Consider the following 17089-nt stretch of genomic DNA (forward strand, 5'->3'; position numbering starts at 1 on the left):
GACCATGGAGAACAATTCATGATGCAGCATTTCAGTTCGGTGTTCACGGGAGAAGAGTTTTTTCTTGCGGACAACGTAATCCAGGGACGGCGGGTGCTGCCGCTGGTGGCGTATCTCGAGTTGGCGCGGGCGGCGGTGGTTCAGACGCTGGAACTCGCGCCGCCGCAGGCGCTGGGGGTGCGGCTGGAGCAGGTGGTCTTCGCGCAGCCGGTGGTGGTAGGCGAAGCGCCGGTAGAGGTGCACATCGCGCTGCAGCCGCACGAAGGCGAAGCGATCGGCTTCGAGGTGTACACCCAGGCGTCGGACGAGGATGAGGCGCGCGTGCATGCGAAGGGACAGGCTCGGGTTCTTGCGCCGGTGGAGGCGCCGGTCGAGGATCTGGAAGGTCTGCGTGCGTTGTGCCCGCAGGTGTTCTCGGCCGAGGACTGCTATGAGGGCCTGGCGCGGATGGGGTTGGTCTACGGGCCGACGTTTCGGGCGTTGGCGGAGGTCCGCGTGGGACGGGACACTGCAGGTCGGCCGCTGGCGATGGGTGCGTTGAATCTGCCTGCGCAGGCGAGCGACCCGCTGGGCGCTTTCGCATTGCCTCCGAGCCTGCTGGGCGGAGCGCTCCAGGCGTCAATGGGGTTGTTCCTCTCGCGATCGCAGGACGGGCCGTCTCTGCCGTTTGCTGGGGAGACGGTGGACGCGGTGGAGGTGTTCGGCCCGGTGCCAGTACAGGCCATTGCACTGGTGCGGCAAAACGCGGGAGGTTCGGCCGGCGATGCGGTGCTGAAGCTCGACGTGTCGCTGGCGGACGTGCAGGGCCGGGTGTGCGTGCGACTCCAGGTGACAGCGACCTCGGGTGACCGGAGCCCTCTCGAGCAGGAGGCGTGGGCAGCGCCGCTGCACGCCGGGCGCCTGGAGTCGGCTGCCGAGCTAGCAGAGGATCAGCAGGTGCTGCAGGAGAGGGTGCTGCACCGCCTCCTGACGCTGTTCTCCAAGGTGGCGAAGATCGACGCGGACAGGATCGATCCCGAGGAGGCGCTGGAGCGTTACGGGATTGACTCGGTGATGGTGTCCCAGCTCAATCTGGCACTGAACGGGATCTTCGGCGAAGAAATCCCCAAGACACTGCTCTTCGAGTACCGGACGCTGAGTGCCCTGGCCGGCTACTTGGCGGCCGAGTACCCGCAGACGTGTGCGCAGTGGAGCGGTGTCCGGAAGGCGCAGGTCGTTGTCGAGGCAGAGAGCAATTGGCCGGAAATGGATCGGATGCGCCGTGCATCGCGCGCTACCTGTGGCAGTCGGCAAGCTGATCGGGAACCCATTGCCATCGTGGGTCTGGGCGGGCGGTATCCGAAGGCTGCGACGCTGGAGGCCTTCTGGGAGAACCTCAAGCAGGGCGTGAATTGCATCGGCGAGATTCCGTCGGAGCGCTGGTCGCTGGAGGGTTTCTATCACCCGGACCCGGACCAGGCCGCGGCACAGGGCAAGAGCTACGGGAAGTGGGGCGGATTCCTGGAAGGATTCGCCGAGTTCGATCCGTTGTTCTTCGGGATCTCGCCGCGCGAGGCCGAGACCATGGATCCCCAGGAGCGTCTGTTCGTGCAGGCGTGCTGGGAGGCGCTGGAGGACGCGGGCTACACGCGTGCGCGACTGGCGGCGCTGCACAAGGGACGGGTGGGCGTCTATGCCGGGATCACGAAGATCGGCCACGAGTTGTACGGGCCGGAGCTGAGGCGGCAGGGCACGCAGGCGCTGCCGCAGACCTCGTTCAGCTCGGTGGCCAACCGGGTGTCGTACCTGTTCGACTTCCACGGCCCCAGCATGCCGCTGGACACGATGTGCTCGGCCTCCTTCACGGCGATCCACGAGGCCTGCGAGCATCTGCTGCGAGGCGAATGCGAGGTGGCGCTCGCCGGCGGCGTGAACTTGAATCTCCATCCGTCGAACTACCTCACCATGTCTGCAGTTCGAATGCTCTCGACGGAGGGGCTGTGCAGAAGCTTCGGTGCGGGAGGCGATGGCTACGTGCCGGGCGAGGGCGTAGGGGTGCTGTTCCTGAAGCGGCTCTCGCTTGCGGAGGCCGATGGCGACCAGATCTACGGCTTGATCAAGGCGACGGCGATCAACCACGGTGGGAAGACCAACGGCTACACGGTGCCCAACCCGCAGGCGCAGGGAGAGTTGATCGAGGATGCACTGCGCAAGGCGGGCGTGCACCCGCGCACCATCAGCTACGTCGAAGCGCACGGGACGGGCACGGCGCTTGGCGACCCGATCGAGGTTGCGGGTTTGAGCAAGGCGTTCGGAGCTCAGACGCAGGACAGGCAGTACTGCGCGATCGGCTCGGCGAAGTCGAACATCGGGCATTGCGAGAGTGCGGCGGGGATCGCGGGGCTGACGAAGGTGCTGCTGCAGCTCAAGCACGGCCAGCTGGTGCCGAGCCTGCACAGCGAGGAGCTGAACCCGAACATCGACTTTGCGCGCACACCCTTCGTGGTGCAGCGCACGCTGGGCGAGTGGAAGCGTCCGCAGGTCAGTCTGGCGGGGGAGCCGCAGCGGGAGTATCCGCGCATCGCGGGGATCTCGTCGTTCGGTGCCGGGGGATCGAACGCGCACGTGATCGTGCAGGAGTACCGGGCTGCCGAGCCTGCGCGGGCGAGGGTGGCGGTGACGCCGCAGCGCCCGGCCGTGGTGGTGCTGTCGGCCCGGCGCGAGGAGCGGCTGCGCGAGGCGGTGCAGCGGTTGCTGGCGCATGTGGAGCGCCAGGGGTGCACGGACGAGGATCTTGCGGACATTGCGTACACGCTGCAGGTGGGGCGCGAGGCGATGGAGGTGAGGCTGGCGTGCGTGGTGAGCACGCTGGAGGAGCTCAAGGCCAAGCTGTCGCAGTACCTGGCAGGCGAGAAGAGCGTCGAAGGTCTTTATCGCGGGGAGCTCAAGCGCGACAAGGATGCATGGGGCGTCTTCAGCACGGATGAGGAGCTGCAGGAGGCGATCGGCAAGTGGGTGGCGCGCGGCAAGCTGCACAAGCTCGTCGAGCTGTGGGCACAGGGACTGGCGTTCGACTGGACGCGGCTGTACGACGGCGAAGTGGCGCCGAGGCGGATCAGCTTGCCGACCTATCCGTTCGCCAAAGAACAGTACTGGGTGCCGCAGATGCAGAAGCCGCAAGCGCAAGCACAGGCGTCATCGGTACCGGGGGCGGTTTTCGCGAAGAACCCTGTCAGCGAGCAGTTGCATCCGCTGATGCACCGCAACACCTCGAGCTTGGCCGAGCAGCGCTTCAGCTCGGTGTTCACGGGGGAGGAGTTCTTCCTTGCGGACCACGTGGTGAAGGGGCAGCGGGTGCTGCCCGGGGTTGCGTACCTGGAGCTTGCGCGCGCGGCGGTGGTGCAGGCGCTGGAGCTCGCGGCGTCGCAGGCGCGGGACGTGCGGCTGGAGCAGGTGGTGTTCGCGCAGCCTGTGGTGGTGGGTAATGCGCCGGTGGAGGTGCACATTGCGCTGGTGCCGCAGGACGGTGGGTCGGTGAGCTTCGAGGTGTACACCCAGGTCGCGGGCGAGGAGGAGGCGCGGGTGCATGCACAGGGGCGAGCGCGGGTTGCGGCGGCGGCGGATGCGCCGATCGAGGACCTGGATCGGCTGCGGTCGCAGTGCCCGCAGGTGTTCGCATCCGAGGCCTGCTATGCGGAGTTCGCGCGGATGGGGCTGGCGTACGGCCCGGCCTTCCAGTCGTTGATGGAAGTCCGGGTGGGGCAGGATGCAGCGGGTCGGCTGCTGGCGGTGGGCGAGTTGGCGCTGCCGTCCAAGGTGAGCGAGTCATCCAAGGCTTTCGTGCTGCCTCCAAGCCTGCTGGATGGCGTGTTGCAGGCGTCGATGGGACTGGCGCTGGCGCAGCCGCAGGACAGGCTGTCGCTGCCGTTCGCGGTGGAGGCGGTGGAGCTGTACGGGGCGGTGCCGGAGAAGGCGGTGGCGGTGGTGCGCCAGAGCGCGGGCAGCACGATCGGCGATGCGGTGCTGAAGCTGGACGTGTCGCTGGTGGACGCCGAAGGTCGGGTGTGCGTGCAACTGCGCGGCTTCAGCAGCCGCGTGCTGGACAGCGTTGCCGGGCAGGCTGCGGCGCCTGCGCATGCGAAGGGCGAGGTGGAGACGCTGCTGCTGCGCCCGACGTGGCAGGAGGCGCAACTGCCGGCGGCTGAGCCGGTGTCCTATGGCGCGCATTGGGTGGTGCTGTGCGAGGTGGGTGGCGATGCGGGGGCTGCGCTGAAGGCGGCGTTGCCGCAGGCGCGGTGCCTGCACCTGAGCGCCGAGGGCGCGGATCTGTCGACGCGCTACGGCGGCTACGCCGCGCAGTTGCTGGCGTATCTGCAGGCCATGTTCTCGGAGAAGCCGTCGGGCTGGGTGCGCGTGCAACTGGTGGTGCCCGCGAGTGGAGAAGGGGCGCTGCTGGCGGGGCTGGGCGGGATGTTGAAGAGTGCGCGCCAGGAGTCACCCAAGCTGGTGATCCAGGTGCTTGGGGTGGAGCCTTCGCTTGGGGGCGAGGCCCTGGCGCAGTGTGTGAGCGCCGAGGCGCAGGCGTTCGAGGAGGACGTGCGCTATCGGGCAGCGACGCGCGAGGTGATGCGCCTGGAGGAGGTGCGCGAGGATGCCGAGCAGGCGCAGGCGTTGGTGCCGACGCCGTGGAAGCGCGGGGGCGTGTACCTGATCAGTGGTGGTGCCGGGGGCCTCGGGTTGATCTTCGGCAAGGCGATCGCGACGGCGGTGTCGGATGTGACGCTGGTGCTGACGGGGCGTTCGGTGCTGGGTGCCGAGAAGCTGCAGCAGCTGCGGCAGCTGGAGGCGCTGGGCGCGCGCGTGGTGTACCGGCAGGTGGACGTGACGGATGCCGAGGCGGTGGCCGCATGTGTGCGGGAGGTGGTCCAGGCACACGGTGGGCTCACGGGCGTGATCCACACGGCCGGGGTGCTGCGCGACAGCTTCCTTGTGAAGAAGACGGAGAGCGAGTTGCGTGCGGTGCTCGCACCGAAGGTGGCGGGAGTGCTGGCGCTGGATGCGGCGACGCGAGATCAGCCGCTGGAGGTGTTCGTCAGCTTCTCCTCGGCTGCGGGCATGCTGGGGAACGTGGGCCAGACGGACTACGCGGCGGCCAACGCGTTCCTGGATGCGCACGCGGCGCTGCGTGCGGCTGCGGTGCAGGCGGGCGAGTGCTCGGGTCGCACGCTGTCGATGGCGTGGCCGCTGTGGGCCGAGGGCGGGATGCGGGTGGATGCGGCGACGCGGGATCGACTGTGGCGCAGCGCAGGGTTGGTGCCGCTGGGGACGCCGGAGGGGCTGTCGGCGCTGGCGCGTGCGCTGTCGCTGGAGGGGACGCCTCGGGTGACGGTGCTCTCGGGTGAGCGCAGCCGCATCGAGCAGGAGGGGCTCAGGATCCGCAAGCCGGTCGCTTCGGCGCCCGAGGCGGACGCTGGACCGATCGAGGTGGACGGCTCGGTGATGCCGGCCGATGTCCTGAAGGAGCGCACGGTCCGTCATCTGGTGCGCCTCTTCGGGGCGACGCTGGAGCTATCGGAGGATCGGGTCGATGCCGAGGCGGCGCTGGAGCGCTACGGGGTTGATTCGGTGATGGTCACCCAGATGACGAACGTGCTCGAGGAGGACTTCGGGACACTCTCGAAGACGCTGTTCTTCGAGTACCAGAGCATTGCGGAACTGGCGGGCTACTTCATCAAGCAGCACCGAGGCCAGCTGATCGGGTTGCTGGGCCTTGGCGGCAGCGCGCAGGCTGCGCGATCCGATCGATCGGCGGCGGCGGCAGAACCGCCGCCCGGCAAGGCGACCGCTGCGGGAAGGCGCGGGCGGCCGCGCTTTGCGGCGGTCTCCAGGGAGGAGGTCCCGACGACGGCCGGGGGTGCACTCGATGTGGCCATCATCGGCCTCAGCGGGCGCTATCCGCAGGCGAACTCGCTCGAGGAGTTCTGGCACAACCTCGCGCACGGCGTGGACTGCGTGACGGAGGTGCCGGCGGAGCGCTGGGATCACAGCCGCTACTTCGACCCCGAGAAGGGGAAGCTGGGCAAGTCCTACAGCAAGTGGGGCGGGTTCGTCGATGGCGTGGATCGGTTCGATCCGCTGTTCTTCAACATCTCTCCGCGCGAAGCCGTGGTGATGGATCCGCAGGAGCGGCTGTTCCTGCAATGCGTGTACGAGACGATGGAGGATGCCGGTTACACCCGACAAGACCTGGCTGGAAGGGCACGGGACACGGGTCCGAGCGGTAGTGTTGGTGTGTTTGTGGGCGTGATGTACGAGGAGTACCAGCTCTACGGTGCGCAGATGGAGCCGGGCGTTGCGCTCGGAGGCAGTCCTTCGTCGATCGCCAACCGGGTCTCGTATTTCTGCAATTTCCACGGCCCGAGCCTGGCGATGGACACGATGTGCTCGTCGTCGCTGACGGCGATCCACCTGGCCTGCGACAGCCTGCGCAACGGGAGTTGCGAGCTGGCCGTGGCCGGCGGCGTGAACGTGACGGTGCACCCGAACAAGTACCTGACGCTGTCCCAGGGGCAGTTCGCCGCGAGCAACGGGCGCTGCATGAGCTTCGGGACGGGAGGCGACGGCTACGTGCCAGGCGAGGGCGTGGGCGCGGTGCTGCTCAAGCCGCTGGCGCGCGCGGTGGCCGACGGCGACCGGATCTACGGCGTGATCAAGGGCACGGCGATCAACCACGGTGGGAAGACCAACGGCTACACGGTGCCCAACCCGCAGGCGCAGGGAGAGTTGATCGAGGATGCACTGCGCAAGGCGGGCGTGCACCCGCGCACCATCAGCTACGTCGAAGCGCACGGGACGGGCACGGCGCTTGGCGACCCGATCGAGGTTGCGGGTTTGAGCAAGGCGTTCGGAGCTCAGACGCAGGACAGGCAGTACTGCGCGATCGGCTCGGCGAAGTCGAACATCGGGCATTGCGAGAGTGCGGCGGGGATCGCGGGGCTGACGAAGGTGCTGCTGCAGCTCAAGCACGGCCAGCTGGTGCCGAGCCTGCACAGCGAGGAGCTGAACCCGAACATCGACTTTGCGCGCACACCCTTCGTGGTGCAGCGCACGCTGGGCGAGTGGAAGCGTCCGCAGGTCAGTCTGGCGGGGGAGCCGCAGCGGGAGTATCCGCGCATCGCGGGGATCTCGTCGTTCGGTGCCGGGGGATCGAACGCGCACGTGATCGTGCAGGAGTACCGGGCTGCCGAGCCTGCGCGGGCGAGGGTGGCGGTGACGCCGCAGCGCCCGGCCGTGGTGGTGCTGTCGGCCCGGCGCGAGGAGCGGCTGCGCGAGGCGGTGCATCGGCTGCTGTCGCATGTGGAGCGCCAGGGGTGCACGGACGAGGATCTTGCGGACATTGCGTACACGCTGCAGGTGGGGCGCGAGGCGATGGAGGTGAGGCTGGCGTGCGTGGTGAGCACGCTGGAGGAGCTCAAGGCGAAGCTGAGTCAATACCTTGCGGGTGACCGGAATGTCGATGGGCTTCACTGTGGCGAGGCCAAGCGTGGCAAGGAAGGCCTGTCCGCACTGGCAGACGAGGACATGGGGCGCACCATCGATGCGTGGCTGTCCAAGGGCAAGCTGCACAAGCTCGTCGAGCTGTGGGTGCGGGGACTGGCGTTCGACTGGGCGCGGCTGTACGACGGCGAAGTGACGCCGAGGCGGATCAGCTTGCCGACCTATCCGTTCGCCAGGGAACGGTACTGGGTGCCGGAAGAGCTGGCGGCGGCCACGTCGGGGAATCTCGTCAGCGAGCGGCTGCATCCGCTCGTGCACCGCAACACCTCGAGCCTGGTCGTGCAGCGCTTCAGTTCGGTGTTCACGGGGGAGGAGTTCTTCCTTGCGGACCACGTGGTGAAGGGGCAGCGGGTGCTGCCCGGGGTTGCGTACCTGGAGCTTGCGCGCGCGGCGGTGGTGCAGGCGCTGGAGCTCGCGGCGTCGCAGGCGCGGGACGTGCGGCTGGAGCAGGTGGTGTTCGCGCAGCCTGTGGTGGTGGGTAATGCGCCGGTGGAGGTGCACATTGCGCTGGTGCCGCAGGACGGTGGGTTGGTGAGCTTCGAGGTGTACACCCAGGTCGCGGGCGAGGAGGAGGCGCGGGTGCATGCGCAGGGGCGTGCGCGGGTTGCGGTGGCGGCGGATGCGCCGCTCGAGGACCTGGGGCGGCTGCGTGCACAGTGCCCGCAGGTGTTCGCGTCCGAGGCGTGCTATGCGGAGTTCGCGCGGATGGGTCTGGCGTACGGCCCGGCCTTCCAGTCGCTGATGGAAGTCCGGGTGGGTCAGGACGAGGCGGGTCGGCTGCTGGCGGTGGGCGAGTTGGCGCTGCCGTCCAAGGTGAGCGAGTCATCCAAGGCTTTCGTGCTGCCTCCAAGTCTGCTGGATGGCGTGTTGCAGGCGTCGATGGGATTGGTTCTCGCACATCCCCAGGACAAGCTGTCGCTGCCGTTTGCGGTGGAGGCGGTGGAGCTGTACGGGGCGGTGCCGGAGAAGGCGGTGGCGGTGGTGCGCCAGAGCACGGGCAGCACGATCGGCGACGCGGTGCTGAAGCTGGACGTGTCGCTGGTGGACGCCGAAGGTCGGGTGTGCGTGCAACTGCGTGGCTTCAGCAGCCGTGTGCTGGGGCAGGCGGCGCCGACGAAGCCGGCGTCGCCGCCGGTCGCACCGGCGATGGCGGCCATGCCGGTTGGTCAGCTGACGCTGGTTGCGGACTGGGTCGTGTGCACGCCCTCGACGGGTATGCGCTGGCCTTCGCAGGAGGAGCGGGTGCTGGTGGTGGGAGGCAGCGATGCGCAGCAGCAGGCGTGCCTGTCGCGGTATGCGCAGGCGCAGTGCCTGCGTCCGGCCGAGCCGTGGAGCATCGAGGAGATGGCGGCGCAGCTGAAGGAGCGGGCACCGTTCTCGCACGTGCTGTGGTTCGTGCCGTCGGGCGCGGAGGTGGGGCTGATCAGCCAGGAGATGATCGGGGCGCAGCAGCAGGGCGTGCTGGCCTGCTTCCGCCTGGTCAAGGCGCTGTTCTCGGCCGGTCATGGCAGCAAGGCGCTGGGGCTGACGATCGTGACGCAACAGGCCGTTGCTGTGGACGAGAGCGACGAGGTGCTGCCGGCGCATGCGGCGGTGCATGGCCTCGTGGGCTCGCTGGCCAAGGAGCACCCGAACTGGCGAGTGCGTCTCGTGGACGTTCCCGCCGGGCAGGAGTGGTCGCTGGACGAGGTGCTGGCCTTGCCCGCGGATGCGCAGGGCAACGCGCTGGCCTGTCGCCACGGCGAGTGGTACCGGCAGGAGCTCGTGTCGAGCACGCTGCCTGCGCCGGCGCGCCAAGGCTATCGCCGAGGCGGGGTGTACGTGCTGCTGGGTGGTGCGGGCGGCATCGGGGAAGTCTTCAGCGAGTACCTGATCCGCGAGTACCAGGCTCAGGTGATCTGGATCGGACGGCGCCCGGAGGACGAAGCCATCGAGGCCAAGCGTGCGCGGCTTGGGACGCTGGGGCCTGCGCCGTACTACCTGTCGGCGGATGCGACGAACCATGTCTTGCTGCAGGCCGCGTACGAGGCGATCAAGGAGCGCTTCGGGGTCATCCATGGGGTGGTGCACTCGGTGCTGGTGCTGCAGGACCAGAGCCTGATGCGGATGGAGGAGAAGACCTTCGTCGGCAGTCTCGCGTCCAAGGTCGACGTGAGCGTGCGTCTGGCGGAGGTGTTCGGGCGGGAGGCGCTTGACTTCGTCCTGTTCCTCTCCTCGATCCTGAGCGTCAGCAAGGGGCCTGGCCAGAGCAACTATTCCGCGGGTTGTACGTTCACGGACAGTTATGCGCAGGCACTCTCGCGGATGTGGTCGTGCGAGGTGAAGGTGGTCAGCTGGGCCTTCTGGGGCAGTGTAGGGGCAGTTGCTTCGCCCGCGTATCGAGATCAGATGGCCCGGATCGGCGTCGACTCGATCGAGCCGCCGGAGGCGATGGATGTGCTGGAGCGGTTGCTGGCATCGCCGGTGCCCCAGGTGATCTACATCAAGACGACGCAGCCGGCGCTCGCACAGGCGCTCGGCGTCGTCGCGGGGCGTTCCCAGCAGGTCGTGCCGGCGACGGGAGCGGTGATGCAGGCGCTGCCACGGGAGTCTGCGCTCGAGCTCCCGCCGAGCATGCCGGCGGAGATGAAGGAAGAACTCGAAGGCATGCTGGCTGAACTCCTGCGGTGCCAATTCCATGAGCTGGGGTTGTTCGCGCAGCCGGTGACTGACGTCGGGGCGTGGAAAGCCCAGGTGGGTCTGCCGTCGCTGTACGGGCGATGGCTCGTCGAGAGTCTGGGCGTGCTGGAGAAGCGCGGGTATCTGGCGCGTGAAGGCGACGTGCTGAAGGTGCTCGCTTCGAAGGCCTCGGACCGGGACGATCTGTGGTCGCGCTGGGACGCCTATAAGCTCCAGGTCGACTCGGGGTACCGCGCTCAGGTCCGGTTCGTGGACGTGGCCCTGCGAGCGCTGCCGGACATTCTTCGAGGACAGCGCGCGGCGACGGAGGTGTTGTTCCCGAACGGTTCAATGGAACTGGTGGAGGGCATCTACCGCGACAACGAAGTCTCGGACTACTTCAACGAGGTGCTGGCGGAAAGCCTGGTTGCGGCGGTGAAGGCGCGGCTGGCCCAGGACCCGCAGGCGAAGCTGCGTCTGTTCGAGATCGGGGCGGGAACGGGCGCGACCAGTGCGATGCTGTTCGATCGGCTGGCGCCCTATGCCGCGCACATCGAGGAGTACTGCTACACCGACGTGTCGAAGGCGTTCCTGTTGTACGCCGAGAAGCAGTACCGCGCAAAGGCCCCGTACCTGAAGACCCGGATCTTCGACGTCGAGCGGTCCCTGGCGGAGCAGGGCGTCGAGGTCGGCCGCTACGACATGGTGATCGCCACGAACGTGTTGCACGCGACCAGGGAAATCCGGCGCACCGTGCGTAACACCAAGGCGCTGCTGAAGGCGAACGGGGTGGTGCTGATCAACGAGATGTCCTCCAACAGCCTGTTCCTGCAGCTGACCTTCGGGCTGCTGGAGGGGTGGTGGCAATCCGAGGACGTCTCACTGCGGATTCCCGGCTCGCCGGCCCTCACGCCAGAGATCTGGCTGCGATTGCTTGGGGCCGAGGGGTTCAAGGACGTGCGCCATCCGGCGGCGTTGGCACACGGACTGGGCCAGCAGATCTTGGTGGGCCGAAGTGACGGGGTCGTGCGACAGCATGCAGCAGTGGCCGCCACGCCATCGCGCCGGACGCCGGCGCTAGAAGCGGCATTGCCCCCGGCACCAGTCCGCACAGCCGCGGCGGCCAAGGCTGCGACCGGCGACACGCTTGAGCAAACGCTGCAGTCTTCGCTGGTGCGAGGCGTCTCGGAATTGTTGAAACTCAAGGCGGAAGAGGTTGATCCAGAGGCAGAGCTGAGCGAGTTTGGCTTTGACTCCATCACGCTGACAGCGTTTGCCAACGTCATCAACGAGAAATACGCGTTGGAGCTGACGCCGACGGTCTTCTTCGAGCATCCGACCTTGGCGAGGCTGAGCGGGCATCTGCTGCGCGAGCACGGGGCGGAGTTGGCCAGCCGCCTGGGGGTGAAAGCTCGGACACCGGTAGTCGAGACCGCACTGGCGGAGGTCGAGGTGGCGTCCGACGCTCCCCGTCCACCCTCTCGCGCGCGTCCGTTGCCGGCACGGGACGAGGTACCGCCACGACCTGTCGAACCAGCGGCGGCCGAGGTTCGCAGTGGCGATTACTTCGCCGAGAAGCTACAGTCTTCTTTGGTTCAGGCAGTCTCGGAACTCTTGAAGCTCGATCCGATTGAGGTCGACCCAGAGGCTGAGCTGAGCGAATTCGGCTTCGACTCCATCACGTTGACGGCGTTCGCCAACGCCATCAACGAGAAGTACGGGTTGGAGCTGACGCCAACGGTCTTTTTCGAGCATCCGACGCTGGCCGGACTGGGTAAGCATCTGATGCACGAGCACCGGGCGGAATTGGCCGGGAAGCTGGGGGGGCAATCCCGGCCACCAGCGGGCGAAGCCGATCCGACACCCGCCGAGACCATGCCAGGTGCCCCCCGCCGGGCCCATCATGCTCGGTTTGCACGAGCGGCGGATGTGCCTCAAGAGAAGGCCTTGGCTAACCCGGAGTCTGCCCCCGTGCTGCCCCGTGCAGAGACCGGCGGTCCGCTGGATATTGCCATCATCGGCATCAGCGGCAGCTATCCGCAAGCCCGCACGCTCGATGAGTTCTGGCACAACTTGGCAGAAGGCGTGGATTGCGTGACCGAAGTGCCGTCCGATCGCTGGGACCACAGCCACTACTTCGATCCCGAGAAAGCAAGGCAGGGCAAGACCCACGGCAAATGGGGCGGGTTCATCGATGGCGTGCACGAGTTTGACAGCGACTTTTTCAACATTTCGCATGACGAGGCGCTGATCGTGGATCCGCAGGTGCGCCTGTTCCTGCAGACGGCCTATCACGCCCTCGAGAACGCCGGCGTGACCCGTGAGCAGATCTCCTCAAAGTACGAGAGCAATGTCGGCGTCTACGTGGGCTCGATGTACAAGCATCAGGTCTCCGATGGCACCTGGCCGGACGATGACGCCCGCAAGGCATCGCTGTCGTCGCACATGTTCATCTCATCGAGCGCGTCGATCGCGAACAGGACCTCCCATGTTTTCGGGTTCGAGGGGCCGAGCGTGGTCGTCGACACCATGTCGTCGTCCGCGGCCACGGCCATTCACCTCGCCTGCAGGGACTTGGCGGAAGGGGTCTGCACGCTCGCGATCGCTGGCGGAGTCAATTTGTCCCTGCATCAGGACAAGTACATCGCGCTGAGCCAGTTGAACATGATCGGAAGCCATCCTGGCAGTCGAAGCTTCTCGAGCGGCGACGGCTACCTGCCGTCCGAGTGCGTCGGGGCGGTCATCCTCAAGCCGCTGCATCGGGCCGTGGAAGACGGGGATGCTGTGCTGGCGGTCGTCAAGGGCATCGAAAGTCGCCATGCGGGTCGATCAATTTCGTACGGGACGCCGAATGTCGTCTCACAAGAGCGGTTGGTGGAGTCCGTTCTGCGATCGTCGAATTCCGAGGAGGTGCCAATTACGTATGTCGAGGCGACATCGAACGGTGTTCCGATCGTGGATGACGTGGAGGCGGCGGTGCTCCGCAAGGTCTTCTCTAGCGGACGGTACATCCAGGAATCTTGCGTGATCGGGTCCGTGAAGTCGAACATCGGTCATCCGGAGGCTGCATCTGGAATTGCGCAGCTGACCAAAGTCGTCCTCCAGATGATGAACAAGAAAATCGCACCGATCGTCGAGGTCGGAGAGATCAGGGAGGATCTGAATTCGATCGGCCTTGCGCGCCGCTTGATGGACTGGGCGCCGCACCGGATCGACGCCAGAGACGGATCGCTCCCCCTCCCGCGTCGAGCGCTGATCAACACGTTCGGAGCCGGAGGCTCGTGCGTGAGCATGGTGGTCGAAGAATATGCTCCGTCGCTTCAGGAACAGCCGGCAGAGGAGGCGTTGGGCGATAGGGAGGAGGCGATCCTGCTGTCCGCCCATACGGCCGAACAATTGCAAGCCGTCATCGAGCAATTCCTCATCTACGCGAGGCGAAACCCTGACATCCCGATCGGTGACCTTGCCTACACCTTGCAGTTGCGCCGGACGCACATGAGGTACCGGTGGGCCGCCGTCGTGCGGACGGTCGACGAGTTGATTGCGAAATTGGAGGGCACCCTCGAACAAGGCGCCTCGGATCCAAATGCCGGGCCCTCGTCCGAGGACAGCGTCGATGCGGTGAATCGTCTCAGGAAGATAATGTCCGGAAACGTGGGGCGGCAGGTGTCGAAGACCTTGCTGGAGGACCGGGACATAAACGGCTTGGCGGGGTTGTGGCAAATGGGGATTGACGTCCCGTGGGCGCAGCTGTCCGAAGGAAAGCGTGCAATCCGGCTCTCGCTGCCGAGTTACCCGTTCGCACGAAAGTCGTTGTCTTTTGCTTGATTCCCATGTCTATCGACGAGCGCTGCCGTGGCTGCCTCCGGGAGGCGTTCCACGGAAAATGGTGTTTGATCGAAAACCAACTCGACGGCATTTGATTGGCTCGCGTATTACGAGGGGTCGAGAACTTAACCACTAAGCAACCATTGAGGATAGGGTAGTGAGCTTGAAAATTCATTCGACGGCCATCATCGAGGACGGCGCGGTCGTGGGTTCGGACTGCGTCATCGGGCCGTATTGCCATGTCGGCAAGGACGTGCGGCTGGGTGACGGCAACATACTCCACTCGCATGTATCGCTGGTCGGCTTGACGAGCATCGGAGCAGGTAACGAATTTTTTCCATATGCCTGCATTGGGGGGCGTACGGAAGACATGAAATTCCAGCGAGGCTCCGTGACGCACGTCGAGATCGGCAACGGCAATGTCTTTCGGGAATATTGCACGGTGAACTCGGCGACTGACGACGGAGCAACGACGCGCATCGCCGACAACAGCACCTTCCTATCGGACAGTCATGTGGGCCACGACTGCCGTATCGGCAGTCATGTTGTGCTGGGATGCGGCTCCAAGCTGGCCGGGCACGTGCAAATCGATGACTACACGACGGTCAACGGCATGACCGGTGTCATCCAGTTCGTGCGGCTGGGAAAATATTCGTTCATTGGGGCCATCAACAAGGTCACCAAGGACATTCTTCCTTTCATGATCGCGGAAGGCAATCCGGCGGTGATCCGTGTCGTCAATACCATCGGACTCGAGCGCAAAGGCTTCGATGCCGAGCGTATACGTCGAATCAAGAGCGCGATGCGTGAATTGTTCAAGTCACCCGCATCGTTGCAAAGTGCCGCTCAGGTCCTGGCCGATGCGAGTCCGGACGATCCCGATCTCCGCGAGATCGCGAGTTTCGTCGCCGGTTCACAAACGGGCATCGCTAAGTTGGGCGCTTGAGCTCACCGGCAGCCGTGGGCGGTCGGTGGATTGCCGTCCCGCCCGCACGTCAGCCGATGATTTCTCGAACGCACAGATTCGGCGTCGTGTACGGCGCCCATTGGCCAGGGTTTCCGAGAGAGACCTCTTCGAAGCGCACACCGTCCCTGTGCATCGTTGAGCGCATGTGAAGGTGGCCCGAGACGACGATGCTGGCATTGAATCGCAGATGCCAATTCCTCGTGCGTTCGGTACCGCACCAGATAATGAACTCAGGGTGCCTCGGCAGCCAGACCAGGTCCTTCCGCAGAGGGAAGTGATTAATCAGGACGGTGGGTGTTCCGTCCGCGCAAGCCTGCAGCCGGGCTTCGGCTTCGTCGCAGCGGGCGTTGCACCAGGTGACGATGTCGGGGTACGGTTCGGGGTGCAGAAGATCTTCGTCAGCACAGACCACGCGATGACTGGCGGCCCATTCGACCGCGGACGCCAGCGGCATGCCGGGCGGACGGAAGCTGTAGTCATAGAGCAGGAACAGGGGAACGATCCGCACGCGCTCCGTACCGAACGTGACGACCGGATAGGGATCCTCAGGGCAGAGTACGCCGTAGCGCCGGCAAAGGTCGACCAGTTGGTGGTATTTCTCGTTGCCGCGCAAGGAAGCGCCCAGCGAGGGGACGGTCCATAGCTCGTGGTTTCCCGGCACCCAGACCAGCCTCCTGAAGCGCGTCGACAGCACTTCGAATGCCAGTTCGAGGTGCTCCGAGGTTTCGCCGATGTCGCCCGCGAGGATCAACCAGTCGTCCGGACGCGGGTCGATGACGGCGATGGCGTCGCGATTCTGGGCGTAGCCGAGATGAAGGTCGCTGATCGCGAAGAGTTTCATCAGACGTTGCTTGCACTCAAGTGTTCGAGCGTTGTCAGCGTCGAGAGGAAGGCCAGCCAGATGTCCTCGGTTGCGGACGGCGGTAGTGATCGAATGTTGTTCCGTGCCATGCGAGCTTGGTCTGTTCTTCCTGTCCTCGTTTCCGACGGCGCTTCGTTGGGAATGCGCGCCGACCGAACCTTGATCACGTGCCGACTGAATACGGACCAGGGGAAGCCCATCTCGTACGAGACGGATTGCGGACTAGTGTCGGGACTAGGCGGTCTCTGGTCCTCGTCTGATTCTACGAAGCTGTTCCCCGATTACCACTCTCCTGTGGTTCATCTTATGGGCATCCTTGGCTTCAACGCCTTCGGATACCTTGGGTGCCCAGATCTGCCAACCATGGTCTCGAGGGCGTTGCTCGGAATTCCCTTGTACCGCCTTTCAGGGCCTTCTTGTTTTTAATCCCGCTGATGAATGGTCGTCCTCACGCGTTGCCGAGTTAGATGTACAACTGGCCACTCGAATCCTCTCCTCGTACGAAGACATCGACTGCCTCCTGGTAGTTCAGTTCAGGCTTTCGCTCGCATCCCTCTTCCGTGCCGCCCGAGCAGTTCTCGGTCTCGTGCTGTTTGTCATTTCAACGACAGATTGACAGCCAACGCTATCGACTTGCCGTCGTTGAAGCCCCATGGGCACCTAGCAGATTTGCCAGTTGTCTGTCGTCGTGCTTCGTCGCACGCTCAGCACAAATTCATGCGAAGGATGACCACGGGAAAGGAGGCTGTCGCCGGGTGGGCAGTGATACGAGTCAAGCACAGGATGAAAGTGATCTCTTTGCGGGAACGCACAGCCGCGACTTGAAAGTCCAACTCCACTTTGAGGATTTGTCATGCATTCCGACCCTCATGCCGATCACCGCGATGCTGTTCCTTCGACCGTGACAGGTCCTGCGTTTTTTCGCATGGCCGATGTGATTCGCATCACGGCTCTGAGTCGCACTACCGTCTATCGCAGGATTGCAGGAGGTAAATTTCCTCCGCCAGTGCATCTGGGCGGGCGCGCCTGTGGATGGCCGCGGGCGGCGCTTCAGCGCTGGATCGAAGATCCGGAGGGATATTCACGGACGGATCACTCACGAACACGCGCTGAATGAGCGGCGTGTACGGGCGATCCGTTGTCATCGCTACACCTCGCGGGTGTAGTCGGATGGATCGCGTACTTCATCTCATCGGGAGGGGCGTGCTCCCCAGGTCTCGACGTTGTCGTAAAAAATG

At 65.4% G+C, this 17089-nt stretch carries 4 protein-coding genes; 3 read left to right on the plus strand and 1 reads right to left on the minus strand.

The genetic code is table 11. The annotated features are described in order from the left end of the window. Positions 1-18: 18 nt before the first annotated feature. Positions 19-14022: an SDR family NAD(P)-dependent oxidoreductase gene (locus ABL840_RS15930; RefSeq protein WP_418116305.1), complete on the plus strand. Its 14004-nt coding sequence runs from the start codon at positions 19-21 to the stop codon at positions 14020-14022. 157 nt (positions 14023-14179) lie between these two features. Continuing rightward, positions 14180-14968 carry an acyl-ACP--UDP-N-acetylglucosamine O-acyltransferase gene (gene lpxA / locus ABL840_RS15935; RefSeq protein ID WP_176947489.1) on the plus strand — a complete coding sequence of 263 codons (789 nt, stop codon included), beginning with the start codon at positions 14180-14182 and terminating at the stop codon, positions 14966-14968. Between the two features lie 49 nt (positions 14969-15017). Here the strand turns inward: lpxA and ABL840_RS15940 are convergent, their stop codons facing one another. Beyond that, positions 15018-15830, minus strand: coding sequence for a metallophosphoesterase family protein (locus ABL840_RS15940; protein ID WP_093195562.1), 813 nt, complete (start codon positions 15828-15830; stop codon positions 15018-15020). A 946-nt stretch (positions 15831-16776) separates the two neighbouring features. Here ABL840_RS15940 and ABL840_RS15945 point away from each other — a divergent pair. After that, on the plus strand, positions 16777-16968 hold the full coding sequence (locus ABL840_RS15945) for a helix-turn-helix transcriptional regulator (RefSeq protein ID WP_256228139.1): 192 nt from the start codon (positions 16777-16779) through the stop codon (positions 16966-16968). Positions 16969-17089 lie beyond the last annotated feature (121 nt).

It is taken from the genome of Variovorax sp. NFACC27 (genome assembly GCF_048301545.1).
GTDB classification, from domain to species: domain Bacteria; phylum Pseudomonadota; class Gammaproteobacteria; order Burkholderiales; family Burkholderiaceae_C; genus Variovorax; species Variovorax gossypii.